9 protein-coding genes are annotated in these 21,841 nt (G+C 72.7%); 3 read left to right on the forward strand and 6 right to left on the reverse strand.

The genetic code is table 11. From position 1 onward, the window contains the following. Nucleotides 1–62 precede the first annotated feature (62 nt). Together GBN72_RS08210 and GBN72_RS08215 are read left to right on the forward strand one after the other, a co-directional pair. A complete protein-coding gene (locus GBN72_RS08210; protein ID WP_246212367.1) occupies nt 63–1,130 on the forward strand; it encodes an ABC transporter ATP-binding protein in 1,068 nt (355 codons plus the stop codon). After that, nucleotides 1,127–2,002: an ABC transporter permease gene (locus GBN72_RS08215; RefSeq protein WP_218042038.1), complete on the forward strand. Its 876-nt coding sequence runs from the start codon at nt 1,127–1,129 to the stop codon at nt 2,000–2,002. The genes GBN72_RS08210 and GBN72_RS08215 overlap by 4 nt, the downstream gene beginning before the upstream one ends. A 126-nt stretch (nt 2,003–2,128) precedes the next feature. On the opposite strand, the gene GBN72_RS08220 is transcribed toward GBN72_RS08215, so the two are convergent. Further along, nucleotides 2,129–2,878 carry an ABC transporter permease gene (locus tag GBN72_RS08220; protein WP_246212368.1) on the reverse strand — a complete coding sequence of 250 codons (750 nt, stop codon included), beginning with the start codon at nt 2,876–2,878 and terminating at the stop codon, nt 2,129–2,131. Further along, complete coding sequence (locus GBN72_RS08225; RefSeq protein ID WP_151771063.1) at nt 2,878–3,858, reverse strand: ABC transporter ATP-binding protein; 981 nt, start codon at nt 3,856–3,858, stop codon at nt 2,878–2,880. Before GBN72_RS08225 ends, GBN72_RS08220 begins: the two co-directional genes overlap by 1 nt. Before the next feature lie 257 nt (nt 3,859–4,115). Between GBN72_RS08225 and GBN72_RS08230 the strand changes: the two genes are divergently transcribed. Continuing rightward, the gene (locus GBN72_RS08230) at nt 4,116–5,531 is read left to right on the forward strand and encodes an FAD-dependent oxidoreductase (protein WP_151771064.1); all 1,416 of its coding nucleotides are present in this window, start codon (nt 4,116–4,118) and stop codon (nt 5,529–5,531) included. Between the two features lie 143 nt (nt 5,532–5,674). Here GBN72_RS08230 and GBN72_RS08235 read toward each other — a convergent pair whose 3' ends face one another. The 4 genes from GBN72_RS08235 to GBN72_RS08250 form a co-directional block, all read right to left on the reverse strand. Then, nucleotides 5,675–5,938 (reverse strand): PqqD family protein, encoded by a 264-nt coding sequence (locus tag GBN72_RS08235; RefSeq protein WP_218957481.1) that lies wholly within the window; start codon nt 5,936–5,938, stop codon nt 5,675–5,677. A gap of 524 nt (nt 5,939–6,462) precedes the next feature. Continuing rightward, nucleotides 6,463–7,248, reverse strand: coding sequence for a thioesterase II family protein (locus GBN72_RS08240; protein ID WP_151771066.1), 786 nt, complete (start codon nt 7,246–7,248; stop codon nt 6,463–6,465). 67 nt (nt 7,249–7,315) lie between these two features. Further along, nucleotides 7,316–10,288, reverse strand: a complete 2,973-nt coding sequence (locus tag GBN72_RS08245; RefSeq protein WP_164540497.1) for a helix-turn-helix transcriptional regulator — start codon at nt 10,286–10,288, stop codon at nt 7,316–7,318. A 161-nt stretch (nt 10,289–10,449) separates the two neighbouring features. Beyond that, on the reverse strand, nt 10,450–21,841 hold an 11,392-nt coding region (locus GBN72_RS08250), incomplete at its 5' end, for a type I polyketide synthase (protein WP_151771925.1).

Consider the following 21,841-nt stretch of genomic DNA (forward strand, 5'->3'; position numbering starts at 1 on the left):
GTCGCCCGGTTCGCGCGCCCGCCGATTCCCGGCCGATTCCCACCTACCGACGGAGAGTGAAAGTGTCAGAGACAGCAGAAGCAACGGGGGCACCGGGGACGGTGGGGAGCGCCGGCGACGAGGTCGTGGTGGTCCAGGACCTCGTCAAGCGGTACCACCCCGCGATGCCGCCGGCGGTCGACGGGCTGAGCTTCACCGTCACGCGCGGTGAGGTGTTCGGCCTCCTCGGCCCCAACGGCGCCGGCAAGACCACCACGATCCGCATGCTCACCACCATGGCCAGGGCCACGTCCGGCCAGGCGTTCCTGGACGGCATCGACGTCCTGGGGCAGCCCGACCGGGTGCGCGCCGTGCTCGCCGTGGTGCCGCAGCACAACAACCTGGACCGGTCGCTGACGGTCCGGCAGAACCTCCTCTTTCACGCCGCCTACCACGGCATCTCCCGGTCCGAGCGCCGTCGCCGGGCCGACGAGCTGCTGGAGCGCGTGCAGCTCGCCGACCGGGCGGACTCGCTCGTGGACGAGATGTCCGGGGGCCAGGCGCAGCGCGTCATGATCGCCCGGGCGCTCATGCACGACCCGAGCGTGATGTTCCTGGACGAGCCGGCCACGGGTCTGGATCCGCAGGCCCGGCTGTTCGTGCACGACCTGGTCGCGGAGCTGGGCCGTCAGGGCGTGACCGTGGTGATCACCACGCACGACATGGAGGAGGCCGCCAAGCTGTGCGACCGGATCGGCATCGTCGACCACGGCAAGCTGCTGACCCTGGGCACGCCCGAGGAACTGATCCACAGCCTCCCGGGCGGCACGACGATCACCCTCAAGCTGAACCTCCTGGACGACTCCGACTCCCCGCGCGACGTGACCGAGGCGCTGACCGGTGCCCCCTGGGTGGCGGCCGCGGAGTACGTGCCGGGAACGCCCGCCGCGGCACCGCCCTTCCCGGGCATGCCGGCCCCCGAACCGGAGGAGGACCGGTACGTGCTCAGCGTCGAGTCCGGCGCCGGCGACGTGCTGCCCGCCGTCTTCAAGGTGCTGGGCGAGCTGCACTGCGAGGTCAAGGACCTCGCGGTACGGGAGGCCAGCCTCGAAGACGTCTTCATCCACCTCACTGGCAAGGGACTTCGGTGACTCTCACGACTACCACGACGACCACGTCCGCCGACGAAGCGGTGGCGGAGCGCGCCCGCCCGGCGGCTTCGCTCGCCCGCACGCCCACCGGGCCGCGGAAGGTCTCGCAGCGCCGCATCTTCACCTCCATCCTCTGGCGGGACGTGCTGGTCACGGTCCGTCAGCCGTGGCTGTTCCTCGCGGAGGCGCTGCTCCAGCCCCTGTTCATCCTGTTCGTCTTCGGCAAGGTCCTCGCCGACATGAACTACGTCGACGAGAGCTATGTGCCGCTGCTGTTGCCGGGCATCGTCGGCCTGACGGCCTTCATCAGCGCGCTGCAGGCCACCGCGCTGCCGCTGGTCATGGACTTCTCCTACTCCAAGGAGATCGAGGACCGGCTGATGGCCCCGGTCGGCGTCCGCCTGGTCGCCCTGGAGAAGATCCTGTTCGGCGGCATCCGCGGATTCGTCGCCGCCGCGCTCATGGTGCCGGTGGGGATCCTGATCCTCGGCGTGCCGTGGTGGCCGGCCTCGTCCCTGCCGGCGATCGTCGGCGTGCTCGTCCTCGGCTCGCTGCTGGGCGGGGCGCTCGGCCTGGTGCTCGGCACGATGGTTCCGGCCCGCCGGGTGGGTGTGGTCTTCGGCCTGGCGCTGACGCCGCTGATGTTCACCGCGGCAGCCCAGTACTCGCTGCTCAGCCTGCACGGTCTGCGCTGGTTCCAGGTGGCGGTCGGCATCAACCCCATCACCTACATCAACGAGGGCCTGCGGGACGTGCTGCTGGGGAAGGTCGAGTCGGTCCCGTACGGCATCGACATGGCGGTGCTGGCCGTCGCCACCGTGGTGGCCGCCGTCGTCGGGATCCGGGGCTTCACCCGCCGGGCCCTGGACTGACGGCCCGGCAGACGCAAGAGCGGACGGAAGAAGGGCGGTGGGGCATCCGGATACGGATGCCCCACCGCCCTTCTTCTGTTCCCCCGGTCGGCCTGTCTCCGGGGGCAAGCGGGTCATTCCAGCAGGTCACGCCCTGCGGCCGGATCGCCGGTAGGCGTAGGCCGCGTAGGCGCCGAAGACCAGCAGCCAGGCCGCCAGGCCCACGATGGTGACCGCGCCGGGCGCGTTGCCGTCGACGGTGTCCCAGCCCAGCCGGCCGAGCAGGTGGCCGGGGGTCCACTCGGCCACCGAGGCCAGCCAGCCGGGGAACTCCGACAGCGGGAACCACAGACCGCCGATCAGGGCCAGGGTCAGGTTGCAGATGATGTTGGTGACGTTGGTCGTCTGCGCCGACAGCTGGTAGCCGTTGGCGATGCCCAGCATGGTGAACGGCAGCGAACCCACCCACAGCAGCAGCGTCAGGGCGAGCCACTGCCAGGCGTCCAGCCGGACCCCGTTGCCGATCATGGCGGTGAGGAACACGACGACGATGGCGGGCAGGACCATCAGGGAACCCGTCACCGCACGGCCGAGCACGACCTGGGCGGGCGAGAGCGGAGTGATGCGCAGCTGGCGCAGCCAGCCCACCGCCTTGTCCTCGGCGACGGCGGTGCCGGTCGTCAGGCCGGCGCTGAGGGCGCCGTAGGCGGCCAGCCCCACCATCGCGCTGACGGCCCAGTCGGAGGATCCGGCCGAGGCCTTGTCGCCGACGTTGGTGAACATGATGTACATCAGCACCGGGGTGCCGATGCCGAAGATGACGAAGCCGACGTCACGGAGCGTGCGGCGCAGCTCGAAATTGACGTAACGCGACACCAGCACGACGTTGCCGGCCATCACATACCTGCCTTCTGGGTGGTCACGGGGGCGTCCGCGGAGGAGGACGCGGCGGAAGAGGCGGTGGAGGAGGCGGTGGCGGTGTGCGAGGTGAGGCTGAGGAACGCGTCCTCCAGACCGGCCGCGGCGATCTCCAGGCCACGGGGTGCCACCAGCCGCGGCAGCGCGCCCACGGTCGCGTCCGAGTCCGAGGTGCGCAGGCGCACCCGTCCGCCGGCCACCTCGACGGAGACGACGCCGGGAAGGTCCTCCAGACCCGAGGGCAGCGGACCCGACGGGAGGTCGAAGGAGACGACACCCACCCCTACCGTCCGCTTGATCTCCGCGCTGCTTCCGTCGGCGATCAGTCGGCCCCGGTCGATGACGACGATCCGGTCGGAGTTCTGGTCGGCCTCCTCCAGGTGGTGCGTGGAGAACAGCACGGTCTTGCCGCGGTCGGTGAAGGTGCGCATGGACGCCCAGAAGGCCCGCCGGGCCTGGACGTCGAGCGCGGCCGTCGGCTCGTCGAGGACCAGGAGGTCCGGGTCCCCGGCCATCGCGACGGCGAAGCTGACCCGCTGGGCCTGGCCGCCGGAAAGCTTGTCCGCACGACGCCCGGCCAGCTCCGTCAGACCCGCCAGCTCCAGCACCTCGTCCACCGGCAGCGGCGCCGGGTAGGTGCCGGCCACGAACGACACCAGTTCGCGCACCGTCGCCCGGGAGACCGGCTTGAAGTCCTGGAGCATCGCCCCGACCCGCCCGTCGCGGACCGCCTGGACCGGGGGGACGCCGCACAGCCGCACCGAACCGGCGGTCGGATCGTCCAGGCCGAGCAGCAGCCCGATGGACGTCGACTTGCCCGCGCCGTTGCGGCCCAGCAGGGCGACCCGTTCACCCCGTCCGATCGTGAGGTCGAGGCCGTCCACGGCGCGTACCGCGCCGAACTCCTTGACCGCGCCGGTAAATACGACCACCGGTGTCGTCGTGTGGATTGTCGTCATGCGCTCACTGTACGAGGAGTGTTCGGCGCGGGGTAGCAAGCTTTTCCGTTTCTCCAGGTGTGTGAATAACACTGCACGGAGGCCCTTCGCGCACGCTGTGCTTTCTCCGGTGGCCGGAAAGGAAACAGGGGTCTTCCCCGATAGCCACCCCTATTCACCCCTCACTCGGAGATCGTGCCGCCGCGTTCCGGAGGGATCCCCTCCCTTGCCGTAGCGTGGTTCGTTATTCAGGCGACGGGAAAGGAATCGATTCGGGTATGACTGCACACGGACACGGACGAGCGGTGGTGCTGGGCGGCGGTTTCACCGCGATGCTCACTTCGGCGATGCTGGCCCGGCACATCGACGAGGTGGTCGTCGTGGAACGCGACGAATACCCGGCCGGGGCACTACCACGCAAGGGAGTTCCCCAGGCGCGTCACTGTCACATCCTGTGGTCCGGCGGCGCACGCATCGCCGAGACCTATCTGCCCGGCATGACGAGGAAACTGCTGGACGCCGGAGCCCATCGCATCGGGATTCCCGACGGCCTGGTCTCCCTTACTCCCTTCGGGTGGCAGCACCGTTTCCCGTCGACCGAGTTCACCCTCGCCTCGAGCCGCGCGCTGCTGGACCAGGTGATGCGGGAGGAGACGCTGCGCCAGGACCGGATCACCGTGCTGGAGCGCACGGAGGTCCTGGGACTGGCCGGCGGAGCCGACCGGGTCACCGGAGTACAGATTCGCGATCGCGACTCGGGTGACGAGCGCCTGCTCGAGGCCGATCTGGTGGTCGACGCCACCGGCCGGGGCTCGGGCATGCGCCGCTGGCTGGAGCGGTTCGGCGTGCCGGCGCCCGAGGAGGAGTCCGTGGACACCGGCATGGTCTACGCGACCCGGGTGTTCCAGGCCCCGGAGGGGATGGAATCCGGGTTCCCCCTGGTCAGCGTGCTCGCCGACGCCAGACGGCCGGTTCCCGGGCGCGGCGCGGTCCTGATGCCGATCGAGGACGGGCGGTGGATCGTCACCCTCTCCGGCACCCGCGGCGGCGAGCCCCCGGCGGACGCCGATGAGTTCCTCGCCTACGCGCGCGACGGCGTCCGGCACCCGCTGATCGGCGACCTGATCGAGGGGCTGGAACCGCTGACCGCCGTGCAGCGCTCCCACTCCACCGTCAGCCGGCGCCTGCACTACGACCGGCTCGGCGTCTGGCCGGAGGGACTGGTGGTGATCGGAGACGCCACCACCGCCTTCAACCCCGTCTACGGACACGGGATGAGCGCCGCGGCCCGCAGCGTCAAGGGCCTGGAGGAGCAGCTGCGCGACCGGGGCCTCACCGCCGGACTCGGCCGTGCCGCCCAGCGCGCGGTCGCCCGGGCCGCCGACGACGCGTGGACGATGGCGACCTCCAACGACGTCGGCTACCCCGGCTGCCGGGTCTCCGGCACCGATCCGGCCCTCACCGGGTCGGCGGCCGACCGGCGCGACGCGGACATGATGGGCGCGCTGGCCACCCGCAACCGTGACGTCGCCAGGGCGGCGCTCGCGCTGATGACCCTGTCGGCGACCGTCACGGAGATCCAGAGCCCGCGGCTGTTCGCGGCGCTGCGCCGCGGCCCCGAGGTCCCGGTGCTCACCGCGCCCCCGCTGCTCCCGCACGAGTCGGCCCGCCTGCGGATTCCCGCCGCGGCCTGACCCCGCCCGCCGGCCCCTTCACGACCGCCACGGTCGTGAAGGGGCCGCGGCCGTCGTGGGGGGCGCGCCTCGTCGTCCGGGGGCGCCCCCTCGTCGTCCGGAGGGCGTGGCCGTCGTCGGGGGCGTGGCGGGGCCGGCCGGGCTCACGGTTCGGCGCGCATCAGCCCCGCGTCGCTCATCTCCTCGACCCAGATCTCCAGGTCGGTGCGCGCGTTGACCGGATCGGTGCGCCACAGGTCGGCGAGGATGTGGGCGGCCGCGTCCGGATTGCCGTCGTGAACGCGCAAAGCTATCCACATCGCCGTGGCCGTCGGGCCGCAGCGGTAGCGCGCACGGCCCCTCGCCGTGTCGGCGACGAGTTCCAGGCAGCCGTCGGACTTGACGGAGGCGACGCTCACCCCGGGCATCGGTCGGAACCGCACAGACACCTCCCGTGTCTTCCCATTCGAAGACACCGTCGTGAGCGTCTCGCCCTTCAGCCGCTCAAGGGAGTCTCAAGTTATTACGGAGCGGTCGTCGAATCCATACAATGCGCCGCACTCAGGGGTGGTCCCCGGGGAACCCCTAAGAAATCCCGGCGGGCGGGGCGGGAATAGGGGATTGTCGTGGAGGGCGGCCGCCGGTGGAACAGGGAGACGGCGGGGGAAGTCGCCCCGGAGGGCGATTGCCGGAATGGTCCGTGCCGGCCGGGGCGGGCCGGGAGGACCGGACGTACATTTCCGGCCGGGCCCGTGCGTCCGTGCGGAGGGCGCGGTCGGACGGTGTCACCGGAATGCCCCTTCCCGCATTCTCCTCCGGGACGCGGTTCCGGCCCCCCCGCGGCCTTCCGGGGCGCTCTCGTGGATTTCGGGGAGGGTGGGCCGGCGCGGAGTGCGGAATGCCGTGTTCCCGTCAAGGAGAACGGTGGACTCCACCCGCTTTCCAGCGGGACTCAAGCGGTTCTCGAGTTGTCCTCCAGAAAGCGCCGGGTGCCTCTCGTCGCCGCGGCCCGCACCAAGGACCTTCGCACATCCCCGGTGATCAGCGCGGCCAGTCGCTCCGGATCGTCCTGGAAGTAGAAATGACCGCCGTCGAAACGCCGCACCCCCACGAAATCCGTGGTCGAGTCCGCCCATTCCTCCAGCGGCCCGTCGGGGGCCAGCACGTCCTGCGTCCCGTGGAACACCGTCAGCGGAACCGGCAGCGGGGTCAGCCGGCGGGGCGGGCGCCAGTTGGCGACCAGGGTGACGTCGGCGCGGATCACGGGCGCGAAAACGCTCCACAGCTCCGGGTCGTCCAGGATGCGCGGCGGGGTGCCGCCCAGCCTGACGAGCCGGCGGCGCAGCTCCGCGTCGGTCAGTTCACCCGCCGCCACCGGCTCGCGGGTGGTGTACGGCGCCCCGCAGCCCGACAGGCCGAGCCACACCGGCCGCGGGCCACCGCGCTCGACGAGCCGCCGGGTCACCTCGAAGGCCACCAGCGAGCCCATGCTGTGCCCGAAGCAGGCGAACGGGACGTCAGGATCGCCGAACTCGGCGTCCAGCCGGTCGAGGAACCAGTCGACCAGGGTGTCGGCGTCGTCCAGCGGCGCCAGCCCGGCCAGCAGCCCGTGCCCCGGATAGTCCTGGGGCAGGAACCGCCAGTCGTCGGGGAAGAGCGAGGTCCACTCACGGAACAGCAGCTGTGACCCGCCGGCGTGCGGGAACAGGAACAGACGCAGAGCACTGGGGGACTTCACGGTTCTCCGTTCGAAGGTGTGGCGCGGTGTGGCGCGGTGTGGCGTCGTGCGGCGCGGTGCGGCGGGGTCACGTCTGCTGGGCGAGGAGCCGGGTGGGCAGGGCCCGCCGGCTGCTCACCCCGAGCTTGCGGTAGACACGGGTCAGGTGCTGCTCGACCGTGCTCACGGTGATGAACAGCTGCTGGCTGATCTCCCGGTTGCTGAAGCCCCGGGCCGCCAGCAGCGCCACCCGGCTCTCGGCGTCGCTGAGCAGCAGCGGCCCCGCCGGCTCGGCGCCACCCTCGTCCGCCGGCACCACCTCGTAGGCCACGCCGAGCGCCGGGAAGGGCTCGGGCCGGGCGGCGGCCCGCGGACCCGGGCCCGGCCCCGGACCCGGCAGGGGCACCGGGCGCGGCGTCGACCGGCACAGCTTCGCCTCCTGCGCCGCACGCCACGAGGCCGCCCGCGCCTGGTCGAGTTCGCCCACCCCGCGGCAGGCCACGCTCAGGTCGGTCAGGGCGCGGGACAGCTCCATGCGGTCGCCCGCCGCCTGCAGCGCGTCGACGGACTTGCGCAGCAGGCCGGGGCGCTGCGCCAGCTCACCGGCCGCGGCCGCCAGCCGCAGCGTCGCGCCCTGGGTACGCAGACTGACCTCCTGCGCGAGCCCCAACTGCTGCTTGAGCAGGTCGCGCGCCGCCGCGGTGCGTCCGAGCCGCAGGTTGGCCTCGGCCAGCCCGTTCCGCCAGGGCACGAGTTCGGCGACGTCGAACTCGCGCTCCCGGGTGATGCGGGCACACGCCTGGAAGTCCTTCACGGCGGCCAGCACCCTGTCCGTCGCCAGATGGTGCTGTCCGCGCGCGTACAGGCAGCAGGCCCCCCACACGGAGCCCTCCAGCAGCTCAGGGGTCAGCGCACGCAACGACGCCTCCGCCGAGCCGTGCTGCCCCAGCAGCGTCTGAGCCGATATCAGGACACTCAGCGGGTAGCCCCGCAGCACGCCCCACGACCGCGGCGGCAGCATGTCCAGCGCCCCCCGCGCGAGCCCCGCCGCACGCACCAGCTCGCCGCAGCGCAGCGCGAGGTCCGCCCGGACGCCGTCCAGCGCGGCCTGCCACACCACACCGCCGCGGCGGACGGCCTGCGCGCGCAGCGCGTCCGTCCGTTCCGCCGCCGCCTCCGGCCGGTCGCCGCGCATCAGCGTGAGCAGCGCCGCCAGCACCACCTCGAGCATCGTCTCGTCCAGCCGGCAGCTCTCCAGGACGTGCTCCGCGCTGGGCAGCGCGCTCTTCGCGCTCAGCCCGGCGCAGCCGTCCGCGATGGCGCGCACCGCGCGGATCCACGGATCCTCCGGGAGACGGTCCTTCGCCGGGGCCGCGTTCGCCGCCTGCCGCTCCGGGGAGGCCGACGTGCCCGTCCTGGCGCCGTAGAACCACTTGTGCGCCAGCAGGAGTTCCGCCTCCGCGTACAGATCGGCGCCGCGCCCGCCGTCCAGGCCGCGCCCGCCGTCGACGCCGTTCAGGCCGTTCAGGCCGTTCGGGCCGCTCAGGTCGTCCCCGCCGGAGGCGTAGGCGGCGCGGGCCCGGTCGGCGCCGGGGCGGTCACCCCGCCACAGGGCCTGCCGCAGCAGCGGGAGCACGTCACGTCCGGTGAGCGCGCCCCGCTCCAGGGCGCCGCGGTCGTCCTCCTGCCACCGCTCCGCCGCGGCCGGGTCGACCCGCCACACCGCCTGGGCCAGCGCGCGCCGCACCTCGTCCCGCTCACCCGGGTCCGCCGGCACCTCCAGCGCCAGCTCGAGACACCGCGTCACCATGCCCACGTCGTCACCCGCCGCGGCCTCCGACGCGGCGTCCCGCAGCACCCCGGCCGCCCAGGACGGCCACGCGGCAGGCCCGGCCCCGGCGCGGGCGTCCGGCGGGCAGCCCGGATCCCCGCCCACCGACACCCGCGCGGCCTCCAGAAGCTTCGCCGCCACCGTCCCCGGCGCCCCGCCCGCACGGTGCAGCAGCTCGGCCGCGGTCACCTGCATCCGTGCCCGCTCGCCCGCCGCGACGGCGCCCAGCACGGCGCTCTCCGCCGTCGGATGCCGGAAGGCGGCACCGTCCAGCACACCCGCCGCGGACAGCGTCGCCAGCACCCGCTCGACCGTTCCCACCGGCAGCGACACCAGACCCGCCACCAGCGAAGCGGAGGCCTCACGGCCCAGCACGGCCACCCCCTGGGCGACCTTCAGCAGCACCGGGTCCCAGCGGTACAGACAGTTCAGCACCGCCTGCGTGAAGGCCGGACCGGCCACCGGCGCCCCGTCCGTGAAACACGGCGGTTCGGCCGCACCGGGCGACCCCGCGCCCGGACCTCCCGGCCGGGCGGCCGCCAGGTCGTCCAGCAGCGCCGCCACCAGCAGCGGGTTCCCCCCGGTCAGCCGCACCACCTCGGCGACGTGCGCCCGGGAGGCCCGGTCGTCCGGCCGCGACGCCATCAGGCCCAGCACGGCGGCCTCGTCCATCGGCCGCAGCCGGATCCGGCGGTGCGGATACTGCGTGATCCCGGCGTGGAACGGCGTCATGTCGGGCTGCGCCCAGCTCCACTCCGACAGCACGATCATGACGTGCGCGGAGGCGATCCGCTGCCGCAGATGAAGGAGCAGCCGCAGCGTGAAGTCGTCCGCGAACTGCACGTCGTCGACGAGCACCACCAGCGGACGGCCGGCCCGGGCCAGCGCCAGCAGCTCCAGACACAGCACATGCACCACGCCGGCCTCGTCGACGCCGTCCGGCGGCCCGGCCAGCAGCCGCGACGCGCGCGCCGCGACCTCGGGCGGCAGATCGGCGCTCCGGAACAACTGGTCGGCCACCCCCACGGGGAAGGCGGCGCCGTCGCGCGACCCGGTCGCCAGCAGCCGCAGCGCGCCCGCCTCCTTGGCGTGCCGGGCGAACGCGTGGAGCAGCCGCGTCTTGCCCCCCGCGAGACCGGCCGACACCAGGGCGAGCTGCCCGGTCCCGGCAGCGCACTCGCCGAGCTGCCGGACCAGGTCGTCCAGGGCTTCTCCGCAATCGCCTTCCACAGCAACCCCCTGAGCGTCGGCCGAACCGGTGGCCGTAGGGGGTGCCCCGGTGGACACCGAAACCCCTTGGCCCCTACCAGGGTTCTGCCGTCGGCTACAGGGCGGGTCGAGCCCCGATGGAACAGGGGCCCGACCCCAGGGGGAGCGGCCGGCGCCGCCCCCTACCGCCCCAGCTCACGGTCGAGGAACCCGAGCAGTTCGTCGTCGGACGCCGACTCCAGCTGCCCCAGCACCCCGCCCTGCGACGCGGTCCCCTCCTCGGAGGCCTGGCCCTGCCACTCCTGCGGCTGCCAGTCCTGGGCCTGCCGCTCCTGGCCCTGCCACCTGGAGAGGAAGGCCTGCAGCCGCACCGCCACCCGGGTACGGGTCAGCGCGTCGGGCTCGGACGCCCCCGCTCCCAGGGACGCCTCCAGCAGATCCAGCTCCCGCAGCAGGGACTCCCCGCTCGCCGTGCCGTCCCGGAAGAGCTCCTGCCGCAGCACCCGGGCGCCGGCCACCGCGTTGGGGTGGTCGAAGACGAAACCGGTCGCCAGCCGCAGCCCCGTCGACCGGGTGAGCCGGTTGCGCAGGTCCACGGCCATCAGCGAGTCGAATCCCATCTCCCGGAAGGCCCGGTCCGGCTCCACCTCGGCCGGCGTCGCGTGGCCGAGCACCGCGGCCGCGTGCTGCCGGATCAGCTCCAGCAACCGTGCCTCCTGCTCCTCCTCCGACAACGCCGCGAGCTGCTCCCGCAACCCGGCCGACACGTCGGCGTCGTCCGCACCGTCCCCGCCGTCGGCGGCGGCGGTCAGGGCGCGGGTGGCCTGCGGCAGGTCCGCCAGCAGCGGACTCGGCCGCAGCGCCGTGTACGCGGGCACGAAGCGCTCCCAGTCCACGTCGGCGAGGGTCAGCGCCGCGGTCTCCCCGGCAGCCGCCCGGGCCAGCGCGGTCAGCGCCCGCTCCGGCTCCAGCGGGGTCAGCCCGCGCCTGCGCAGCTCATCCGCCCCGTCGTCCACGACCTCACCGGACCACGGGCCCCACGCCACCGACGTGGCGGCCAGGCCCCGGGCCCGCCGCAGCTGGGCCAGCGCGTCGAGGTACGCGGACCCCGCGGCCAAGGCGCCCTGGCCGCCGCCGCCCCATACCCCGGCGACCGAGGAGAACAGCACGAACGCGTCCAGGTCGGTGTCCGCGAACACCGCGTCCAGGTTGGCCGCGCCCAGCACGCGGCCGCGCAGCGCCTCGTCCGGCCGCACGCCGTCCGTGCCGACGTCCGTGCCGTCGCCCGGGGTGTGCAGCACGGCCCTCACCGGGGCGCCGTCCGCCGCCAGCTCGGCAGCGAGGGCGGCGAGTTCCGCCCGGTCGGCGACGTCGACGGACTTCACGACGGCACGCTCACCGAGCGGCGCCAGCGCACCGGCGTCGACGGCACCGCCCGCGGGCGCCAGCAGTACCACCCGCTCCGCTTCCGTGCCGGCCAGCCACTCCACGACCGCCGCGGCGGCCGGCGAGGTGCCGTCACTGACCAGCACGGTGCCCCGCGGCTCCCACGCTCCGTCACCCGCGGGGGCGGACGCCTGCATCAGCCGGCCGGCGTGGACGCCCGCGGCGCGCACCGCGGTCTGGTCCTCACCACCGGCCGAGGCGAGTACGGCGGCGACGTGGTCCCAGGCACGGGTGTCGAGCGCCTCGGGGAGGTCGACGAGACCACCCCACCGCTTCGGTTCCTCCAGTGCGACGACCCGGCCCAGACCCCAGACCTGCGCCTGCGCGGCACTGCGCACCGGGTCGGTGTGCGTGGTGGAGACGGCGCCCCGGGTCAGGCACCACACCGGCGCCGCCACACCGGCCTCCGCCAGACGACGCAGGAGCTCGAGCGTCTCCGAGAGGCCGGGCGCGACCCCGGCGTGATCACCGAGGGCCCCGTCGTGGTCGGGGAGGGCCAAGAGGGAGAGGACACCGGCCGCGCCCGCGTACGCGGACAGGTCGCTGTCGGCTCCGACGGGCACGACCTCGGCGCCGGAGCCCTTCAGCCCCTGCGCGGCCCAGTCGGCGACATCCGCGTCCAGCGTCTCCGGCACGGCCAGGAGCCAGACTCCGTCGAGAGCGGCGGGGCCGGTCGGACGGACGGGCTTCCAGACGACCTGGTACCGCCACTGGTCGAGGGCGGAACGCTGCCGCTGCCGGTCCCTCCACGTCGACAGCACGGGAAGCGCGTCCTTCAGCGGCAGGTCGCCACTGAGCTCGAACGCGGAGAGGTCCTCCCGTTCCACCGCAGCCCAGAACGCCTCGTCCGCACCCGGGGCCGCCTGCGCCGCACCCGGGTGGGTGCCGGCGGCGGGGGGCTTGGGCCAGTAGTGCTGGTGCTGGAAGGCGTAGGTGGGGAGGTCGACGCGTCGGGGGTTGGTGCCGGTGTAGTAGGCGGTCCAGTCGACGGTGGTGCCGTTGGTGTGGAGTTCGGCGAGGGCGGTGACGACGGCGTCGGTCTCGGGGCGGTTCTTGCGGAGGGCCGGGACGAACGCGGCCTCGGCCACCGTCTCCTGAGCCATGGCCGACAGGACACCGCCGGGACCGAGTTCGAGGTAGGTGGTCACGCCCTGGGTGTCCAGGTGGCTGATGCCGTCGGCGAACCGGACCGCCTGGCGGACGTGGTTCACCCAGTAGTCGGCGGTCAGCAGCTCCTCGCCCGCGGTGGTGCCGGTGAGGTTGGAGACGATCGGGATGCGGGGGGCGTGGAAGGTGGCCGCCTGCAGGAGGGCGCGGAACTCGTCGAGCATGGGTTCCATGCGGGGCGAGTGGAAGGCGTGGCTGACGCGGAGCTTCTTCGACTTCTCGAAGCGCTCGGCGATGGCGGTGACTTCGTCTTCGTCGCCGGAGATGACGACGGAGTTCGGGCCGTTGAGGGCGGCGATGGACACGTTGTCGGTGAGCAGGGGCAGGACGTCGTCCTCGGTCGCCTGCACGGCGACCATCGCCCCGCCTTCGGGCAGCGCCTGCATCAGTCGACCCCGGGCGGCGACGAGAGCGGCGGCGTCCTCGAGGGACCAGACGCCGGCGACGTGCGCGGCGGCCAGCTCACCGATCGAGTGGCCCAGCAGGTAGTCGGGGGTGACACCCCAGTGCTCCACCAGCCGGAACAGGGCCACCTCGACCGCGAACAAACCGGCCTGCGTGTAGACAGTCCTGTCCAGCAGGTCCGACTCCGGGTCGAAGACCAGGTCCTTGACCGGCCGGTCCAGGTGCTTGTCCAGCTCCGCGCAGACCGCGTCGAACGCCTCGGCGAACACCGGGAACGCGTCGTACAGCTCGCGTCCCATCCCCGCCCGCTGCGAGCCCTGGCCCGAGAACAGGAACGCCGTCTGCCGACCCGGTCGGGCTCGGCCGAGAACGAGATCCCCGTCCGTGCCCGCCTCGGACAGTGCCTTGACGGCCTCGAGCATCCGCAGCCGGTCGCCGCCGACCACGGCGGCTCGGTACTCCAGGGCGCTACGGGTCGTGGCGAGCGCATAAGCGACGTCCGACACGGTGAGTTCCGGCTGCTGTTGCAGGTGCGTGTGCAGAGCGCGGGCCTGGGCGGCCAGAGCCGTCTGCGTCTTGGCCGACAACACCCACGGGACCGCCGGCAGGACGGCATCGGCCTCCTGCCGCGCTTCAGGCTCCTCGTCGGGTGCTTCGAGGATGACGTGTGCGTTGGTGCCGCTGATGCCGAAGGAGGAGACGGCGGCGCGGCGGGGCCGGCCTTCGGTGTGCCACTGCCGGTCCTCGGTGAGGAGTTCGACCGATCCGGCACTCCAGTCCACGTGGGTGGACGGCTGGTCGACGTGGAGCGTCCTGGGCAGTACCCCGTGTCGCATCGCCATGACCATCTTGATGATCCCGGCGACACCGGCCGCGGCCTGGGTGTGGCCGATGTTGGACTTCACCGAGCCCAGCCACAGCGGCCGGCCGTCCTCCGGACGGTCCTGGCCGTAGGTGGCGAGCAGGGCCTGCGCCTCGATCGGGTCGCCGAGGGTGGTGCCGGTGCCGTGCGCCTCCACCGCGTCGACGTCGGCGCCGGTCAGGCCACCACTGGCCAGAGCGGCGCGGATGACGCGCTGCTGCGCGGGACCGTTGGGGGCGGTGAGGCCGTTGCTGGCGCCGTCCTGGTTGATCGCGGAGCCACGGACGACCGCGAGGACGGGGTGTCCGTTACGGCGGGCGTCGGACAGACGCTCCACCAGGAGCATGCCGACGCCCTCGCCCCAGCCGGTGCCGTCGGCGGCGTCGGCGAAGGCCTTGACCCGGCCGTCGGAGGCGAGTCCGCCCTGCCGGGAGAACTCGATGAACGCGCCCGGCGTGGACATCACCGTCACACCACCGGCCAGCGCGAGATCGCACTCACCCGAACGCAGCGCCTGCACCGCCAGGTGCAGAGCGACCAGCGACGACGAGCACGCCGTGTCCACCGTCACCGCCGGCCCCTCCAGACCGAACGTGTACGACAGACGACCCGACACCACACTCGCCGCATTGCCCGTGCCGACGTGTCCTTCGGCGCTGTCCGGAGAGGCGAGCAACAGCCCCGTGTAGTCCTGGCCGTTGGTGCCGGCGAAGACGCCGGTGCGGGTACCGCGCACGGACGCCGGGTCGATGCCCGACCGCTCGAACGCCTCCCACGACGTCTCCAGCAGCAGACGCTGCTGCGGGTCCATGGCAAGCGCCTCACGCGGCGAGATGCCGAAGAAGAGCGGATCGAACTCACCGGCGTCGTGCAGGAAGCCGCCCTGGTCGACGTAGCAGGACGCTTCGCGTTCACGCGTCGGGTCGTACAGCCGCTCCAGGTCCCAGCCGCGATCCACCGGGAACCCGGAGACCGCGTCCGCGCCCGCCATGACCAGACTCCACAGCTCCTCCGGCGAGGCGACCGCACCCGGGTAGCGGCAGCTCATGCCGACGATGGCGACGGGGTCGTCCTCGCCACCGGCACCGGTGACCGATGCGTGCGGCGTCAGGGCCTGGTCCTGGGCGCCCACGATCTCGTCGCGCAAGTACTCGGCCAGCACGGCCGGGCTCGGGTAGTCGAAGACGAGGGTGGCAGGAAGCGAAAGCCCCGTAGCGGTCCCCAGCGCGTTGCGGAACTCCACCGCGGTGAGTGAGTCGAAGCCCAGCTCGCGGAAGGTGACGGTCTCACCGACCGCCCCGGCACCGGTGTGACCGAGCACCATGGCCGCCTGCTCCCGGACCGTGCTCAGCAGCAGCCGCAGCTGCTCCGCGCCGGTCAGACCGGAGAGACGACCACGGAGCACCGATTCGGCACCGGACGTCTTGGGGGCGGCGCTCTCCACGAGGACGCCCTCGCTCTTGGCCAGGTCCGCGAGGAGTGGGCTGGGGCGGAGGGCGGTGAAGGGCTGGACGAACCGCGCCCAGTCCACGTCCGCCACCGTGACACAGGTTTCGCCGAGAGCCAGGGACCGGCCGACGACCGCGACCGCGAGGTCGGGTGCCATCGCCGGAAGCCCGCGCCGATCCAGTTCGGTCGCCATCGCCTCGTCCGCCATTCCGCCCTCGGCCCAGGGTCCCCAGGCGATGGAGGTGGCGGGGAGGTGGTGGGTGTGGCGGTGTTGGGCGAGGGCGTTGAGGTAGGTGTTGGCGGCGGCGTAGGCGGCTTGGCCGCCGCTGCCCCAGGTGGCGGCGATGGAGGAGAAGAGGACGAAGGCGTCGAGGTCGGTGTCGGCGAAGACGGTGTGGAGGTTGGCGGCGCCGGTGACCTTGGCGTGCATGACCTCGGTGAGGTCGGTGTGGGTCATGGTGGCGAGAGGGGTGGCCTGGCCGATGCCGGCGGTGTGGACGATCGCGCGTACTGGGGTGCCGTCGGCGCGGAGGGTGTCGGCGAGGGTGGTGAGGGCGTCGCGGTCGGTGGCGTCGCAGGCCACGACGGTGGCCGTGGCGCCCAGTTCCTCGATCCGCGTGCGCAGTTCCGCCGCGCCGGGGGCGTCGGGGCCGCGGCGGCTGGTGAGGACGATGTGTTCGGCGCCGTTGGCGGCGGCCCAGCAGGCGACGCGGGCGCCGAGACCGCCGGTGCCGCCGGTGATCAGGACCGTGCCCCGCACCTTCCATGCCTTGCCTGTGGGGGCGGGGGTTGCCCGTGTGATGCGGCGGGCGAGGACACCGGCCGGGCGTATCGCGGTCTGGTCCTCGCCGTGGCTTCCGGTGAGGACGGCGGCGGTGTGCTGCCACGTCTGGGTGTCCAGTACCTCGGGGAGGTCGATGAGTCCGCCCCAGCGGGTGGGTTCTTCCAGTGCGGCGACGCGGCCGAGGCCCCAGAGCTGGGCTTGGGCGGTGTTGCGGATCGGGTCCGCATCACCGGTGGTGACGGCGCCTTGGGTCAGGGACCACAGGGGCGCGTGCACGCCGGCTTCACCGAGGCGCTGGAGGAGGGTGACGGTGTGGGTGAGGCCGGGGGCGACACCTGCTTGGAGGTGCTGGTCGTGGTCGGGCAGAGCGAGCAGGGACAGGACACCGGTGGCGTCGGTGTGGGCGGTGAGGTCGGTGTCGGCATCGATTCTCACGATGTCGGCGCCGTTGGCTGCCAGGCCCTCGGCGGCCCGGTCGGCGAGGGCCGCGTCCAGGTTCTCGGGCACCGCCAGCAGCCAGACACCCTCGAGGGTGGGGTTGGTGGTGGGGACGGGCTTCCAGGTGACGTGGTAGCGCCACTGGTCGAGGGTGGAGTGCTGCCGCTGCCGGTCGCGCCAGGACGACAGGGCCGGCAGGGCGTCCTTGAGGCTGAGGTCCCCGCTGACGTCGAGCACGGACAGGTCCTCGTCCTCCACCGCCTTCCAGAACGCCTCATCGACCGGATCCGCAGTGCTGCGGATGTCCCCCCGCTTGGGCGCCTCGGGCCAGAACCGCTCGTGCTGGAACGCATACGTGGGCAGATCGACCCGACGGGCATCGGCACCCGCGTAGAAGGCCGCCCAGTCGACGGTGGAGCCGTTCACGTGCAGTTCGGCAACAGCGGTGACCATCGCGTCGGTCTCGGAGCGGTTCTTCCGCAACGCCGGCACGAACGCGGCATCGACCGCCGTTTCCTGGGCCATGGCGGACAGGACGCCGCCGGGGCCGAGTTCGAGGTAGGTGGTCACGCCCTGGGCGTCCAGATGCCGGATACCGTCCGCGAAGCGGACCGCCTGGCGGACGTGGTCCACCCAGTAGTCGGCGGTCAGCAGTTCCTCCCCGGCGATGGTGCCGGTGAGGTTGGAGACGATCGGGATGCGCGGGGCGGCGAAACTGGCCGCCTGCACGACCTGCCGGAACTCCTCCAGCATCGGCTCCATGCGCGGCGAGTGGAAGGCGTGGCTGACCCGCAGCCGCTTCGACTTCTCGAAGCGCTCAGCGATCGCCAGTACTTCGTCCTCGTCACCGGAGATGACCACGGAGTTCGGGCCGTTCAGGGCGGCGATGGACACGTTGTCCGTCAGCAGCGGGAGGACGTCGTCCTCGGTCGCCTGGACGGCGACCATCGCCCCGCCCTCGGGCAGGGCCTGCATCAGCCGACCGCGTGCGGCCACCAGAGCAGCAGCGTCCTCCAGCGACCAGACACCTGCGACGTGTGCGGCAGCCAGCTCACCGATCGAGTGGCCCTGGAGGTAGTCAGGGGTGACGCCCCAGTGCTCGACCAGCCGGAACAGAGCCACCTCGACCGCGAACAAACCAGCCTGCGTGTAGACGGTGCGGTCGAGGAGGTCCGACTCCGCGTCGAAGACCAGGTCCTTCACCGGCCGGTCCAGGTGCTTGTCCAGCTCCGCGCACACCGCGTCGAACGCCTCGGCGAACACCGGGAACGCCTCGTACAGCTCCCGGCCCATCCCCGCCCGCTGCGAACCCTGGCCCGAGAACAGGAACGCCGAACGCCCGCCCCCGGCCACACCCGACACGACACCCGCGGCCGAGCGGCCCTCGGCCACCGCGCGCAGCAGTTCCTCGCGGTCCTCGCCGAAGACCACCGCACGGTGGTCGAACAGGGTCCGTGCGGACACCAGGGACCAGCCCACGTCCACCGGCGAGACACCGTCCGCGGCCAGCGGCAGCAGACGCTCCGCCTGGCCCGCCAGCGCCTCCGGCGACTTCGCCGACAACACCCACGGCACCGCCGGAAGCACCGCTGTGGGCGCGTTGCGGAGTTCGGAGAGCATCGTGTCGGCGTCGCACGGCACGTTCCGCTGACGCAGTGCCATCGCCGTGTTCGTGACCTGACGGACAGCCGGAGCGCTCTTGCTGAGTACAGAGACGGTCAGAGCATTCCCGTCCTCAAGGCACTGGCGCGCGAGTGAGGTGAGGACTCCGTCCGGTCCGAGCTCCACGAACTGGGTGGTGTCCAAGGTGGCGAGCGTGTGGATGCCGTCGGCGAACCGGACGGCCTGGCGGACGTGGTTGACCCAGTAGTCGGCGGTCAGCAGTTCCTCGCCCGCGATGGTGCCGGTGAGGTTGGAGACGATCGGGATGCGGGGGGCGTGGAAGGTGAGACCGGCCGCGACCCTGCGGAACTCGTCGAGCATGGGTTCCATGCGCGGCGAGTGGAACGCGTGGCTGACCTGCAGGCGCTTCGACTTGGCGAAGCGTGCCGCGATGGCGGTGACTTCGTTTGCGTCGCCGGAGATGACGACGGAGTTCGGGCTGTTGAGGGCGGCGATGGACACGTTGTCGGTGAGCAGGGGCAGGACGTCGTCCTCGGTCGCCTGGACGGCGATCATCGCGCCGCCTTCGGGCAGGGCCTGCATCAGCCGGCCGCGGGCGGCGACGAGGGCGGCGGCGTCCTTGAGGGACCAGACGCCTGCGACGTGTGCGGCGGCGAGTTCGCCGATGGAGTGGCCGAGGAGGTGGTCGGGCGTGACACCCCAGTGCTCGACCAGCCGGAACAGGGCCACCTCGATGGCGAACAGACCCGCCTGCGTGTAGACGGTGCGGTCCAGCAGGTCCGACTGCGCGTCGAAGACCAGGTCCTTCACCGGCCGGTCCAGGTGCTTGTCGAGCTCCGCGCAGACGGCGTCGAACGCGTTGGCGAACACGGGGAACGCGTCGTACAGCTCCCGGCCCATCCCGGCCCGCTGCGAGCCCTGTCCCGAGAACAGGAACGCGGTTCGGCCCGGTGCCTCGGAGACCTGCGGGGGAAGCGACGGGGTGCCGTAGCCGTCCGGCGACTCCTCCACGATGACGTGCGCGTTGGTGCCACTGATGCCGAACGACGACACTCCCGCACGCCGCGGTTCCTGCCGGGAAGGCCAGGCGATCGGCGTCTTGACCAGCTCGACCGCGCCCGCCGACCAGTCCACCTCGGAGGACGGAAGATCGACGTTCAGGGTCTGCGGCAGGACGCCGTGGCGCATGGCCATGACCATCTTGATGATGCCGGCCACGCCGGCCGCGGCCTGCGTGTGCCCGATGTTGGACTTGACCGAGCCGAGCCACAGCGGCCGGCCGTCCTCCGGGCGTTCCTGGCCGTAGGTGGCGAGCAGGGCCTGCGCCTCGATGGGGTCACCCAGCTTGGTGCCCGTGCCGTGGGCCTCGACCACGTCCACCTGGGCGGGCGAGAGGCCGGCGCTCGCGAGCGCCGCGCGGATGACGCGCTGCTGGGAAGGACCGCTCGGAGCGGTGAGGCCGTTGCTGGCGCCGTCCTGGTTGACCGCGGAGCCGCGCACCACCGCCAGCACCTGGTGCCCGTTGCGGCGGGCGTCCGACAGACGCTCGAGGAGGAGGACGCCCACGCCCTCCGACCACGCCGTTCCGTCGGCCGTGTCGGCGAAGGCCTTGACCCGGCCGTCGGGAGCGAGCCCGCGCTGCCGGCTGAACTCGATGAAGCTTCCGGGCGTGGCCATGACGGTCGCACCACCGGCGAGAGCCAGCGAGCATTCGCCGGAGCGCAGAGCCTGTGCCGCCAGGTGCAGGGCGACGAGCGACGACGAGCACGCCGTGTCCACCGTGACCGCCGGGCCCTCGAGACCGAGTACGTAGGAGACCCGGCCGGACACCACACTGCCGGCGGTACCGGTGGTGAGGAAGCCTTCGACCCCCTGCGGAACCTCGACGAGCTGCGCCACGTAGTCGTGGTACATGAGGCCGGCGTAGACGCCGGTGCGGCTGCCGCGCAGGGCCGTCGGGTCGATGCCCGCGTGCTCGATGGCCTCCCACGAGGCCTCGAGCAGCAGGCGCTGCTGCGGGTCCATCGCCAGGGCCTCGCGGGGCGAGATGCCGAAGAACGCCGGGTCGAACTCGTCGGCGCCGGTGAGGAAGCCGCCCTCGGTCGCGTAGGACGTACCGGTGCCGTCTCCCTCACCGCGCTCGAAGAGGCGGCTGATGTCCCAGCCCCGGTCGTCGGGAAGCGGCGAGATCGCGTCGCCGCCGGACGCCACCAGGCGCCACAGGTCGTCGGGTCCGGCCACCGCACCGGGATAGCGGCAGCTCATACCCACGATGACCACCGGGTCGTCGGCGTCGAGGAGAGCGGGAGTTCCCGCGGCCCCCGACGGCTTGTCGGCCGCCTCCTCCATCGAGCCGACGCTCTCGGAGACGATGTGCTCCGCCAGGACGGCCGGGTTCGGGTGGTCGAAGACGAGGGTGGCGGGCAGTCGGAGGCCGGTGACGGTGTTGAGGCGGTTGCGGAGTTCGACGGCGGTGAGGGAGTCGAAGCCGAGCTCGGTGAAGGCGCGGTGGGCAGGGATGGCCTGGGCGGAGGCGTGGCCGAGGACGGCAGCTACCTCCGTCCGCACCGTCTCCAGCACCAGCGAGGCACGCTGATCCTGCCCGACCGTCAGCAGGCGCTGGGCGAACGCCGACTTTCCCGACGACCGTGCCGCCCGACGGCCCGTGCCCGTCCCGCGGACCAGCCCGCGCAGCAAGTGCGGGACGGTCGGGGCCTTGCGGAAGGACGCCACGTCCAGGCGGATCGGCGCAACCGTCGCGCGGTCGGACCGCAGCGTGTTGTCGAAGAGCTCGAGTCCCTCCTCCGGAGACAGAGGCAGGACACCGCTCCGGTTCATGCGCTCCACGTCTGCCGAGTCAAGGCTCTGGAGCATGCCCCCTTCGGCCCAGGGTCCCCAGGCGAGGGAGGTGGCGGGCAGACCGGTGGTGTGGCGGTGGGTGGCGAGGGCGTCGAGGAAGGCGTTGGCGGCGGCGTAGTTCGCCTGGCCGGGTCCGCCGAAGGTGCCGGCGGCGGAGGAGTAGAGGACGAAGAAGGCGAGGTCCAGGTCGGCGGTCAACTGGTGCAGGTGCCAGGCGGCGTCCACCTTGGGCCGCAGCACCGTGGCCAGCCGCTCGGGGGTCAGCGACTCCAGAACACCGTCGTCTACGACGCCCGCGGCGTGCACGACACCGGCAAGGCCGGGGCCGTCGGCCGCGGCCAGCTCGCCGATGAGGCCGGCCAGTGCGTCGCGGTCGGTGACGTCGCAGGACGCCCACCGCACGTCGGCGCCCAGTTCCTGCAGCTCCTCCACCAGCGCGGTGGAGGGGCGGCGGGAGACCAGGACGAGGTCGCGGACGCCGTGGGTGGTGACGAGGTGCCGGGCGACCAGACCGCCCAGGGCACCGCCGGCGCCGGTGACC

Source organism: Streptomyces abyssomicinicus (assembly GCF_008974245.1).
GTDB classification, from domain to species: Bacteria; Actinomycetota; Actinomycetes; order Streptomycetales; family Streptomycetaceae; genus Streptomyces; species Streptomyces abyssomicinicus.

Coding starts and splice junctions, on each gene's coding strand:
- GBN72_RS08230 (WP_151771064.1), top strand. CDS start 4,116: ATGACTGCACACGGACACGGACGAGCGGTGGTGCTGGGCGGCGGTTTC.
- GBN72_RS08220 (WP_246212368.1), bottom strand. CDS start 2,878: ATGGCCGGCAACGTCGTGCTGGTGTCGCGTTACGTCAATTTCGAGCTG.
- GBN72_RS08225 (WP_151771063.1), bottom strand. CDS start 3,858: ATGACGACAATCCACACGACGACACCGGTGGTCGTATTTACCGGCGCG.
- GBN72_RS08235 (WP_218957481.1), bottom strand. CDS start 5,938: ATGCCCGGGGTGAGCGTCGCCTCCGTCAAGTCCGACGGCTGCCTGGAA.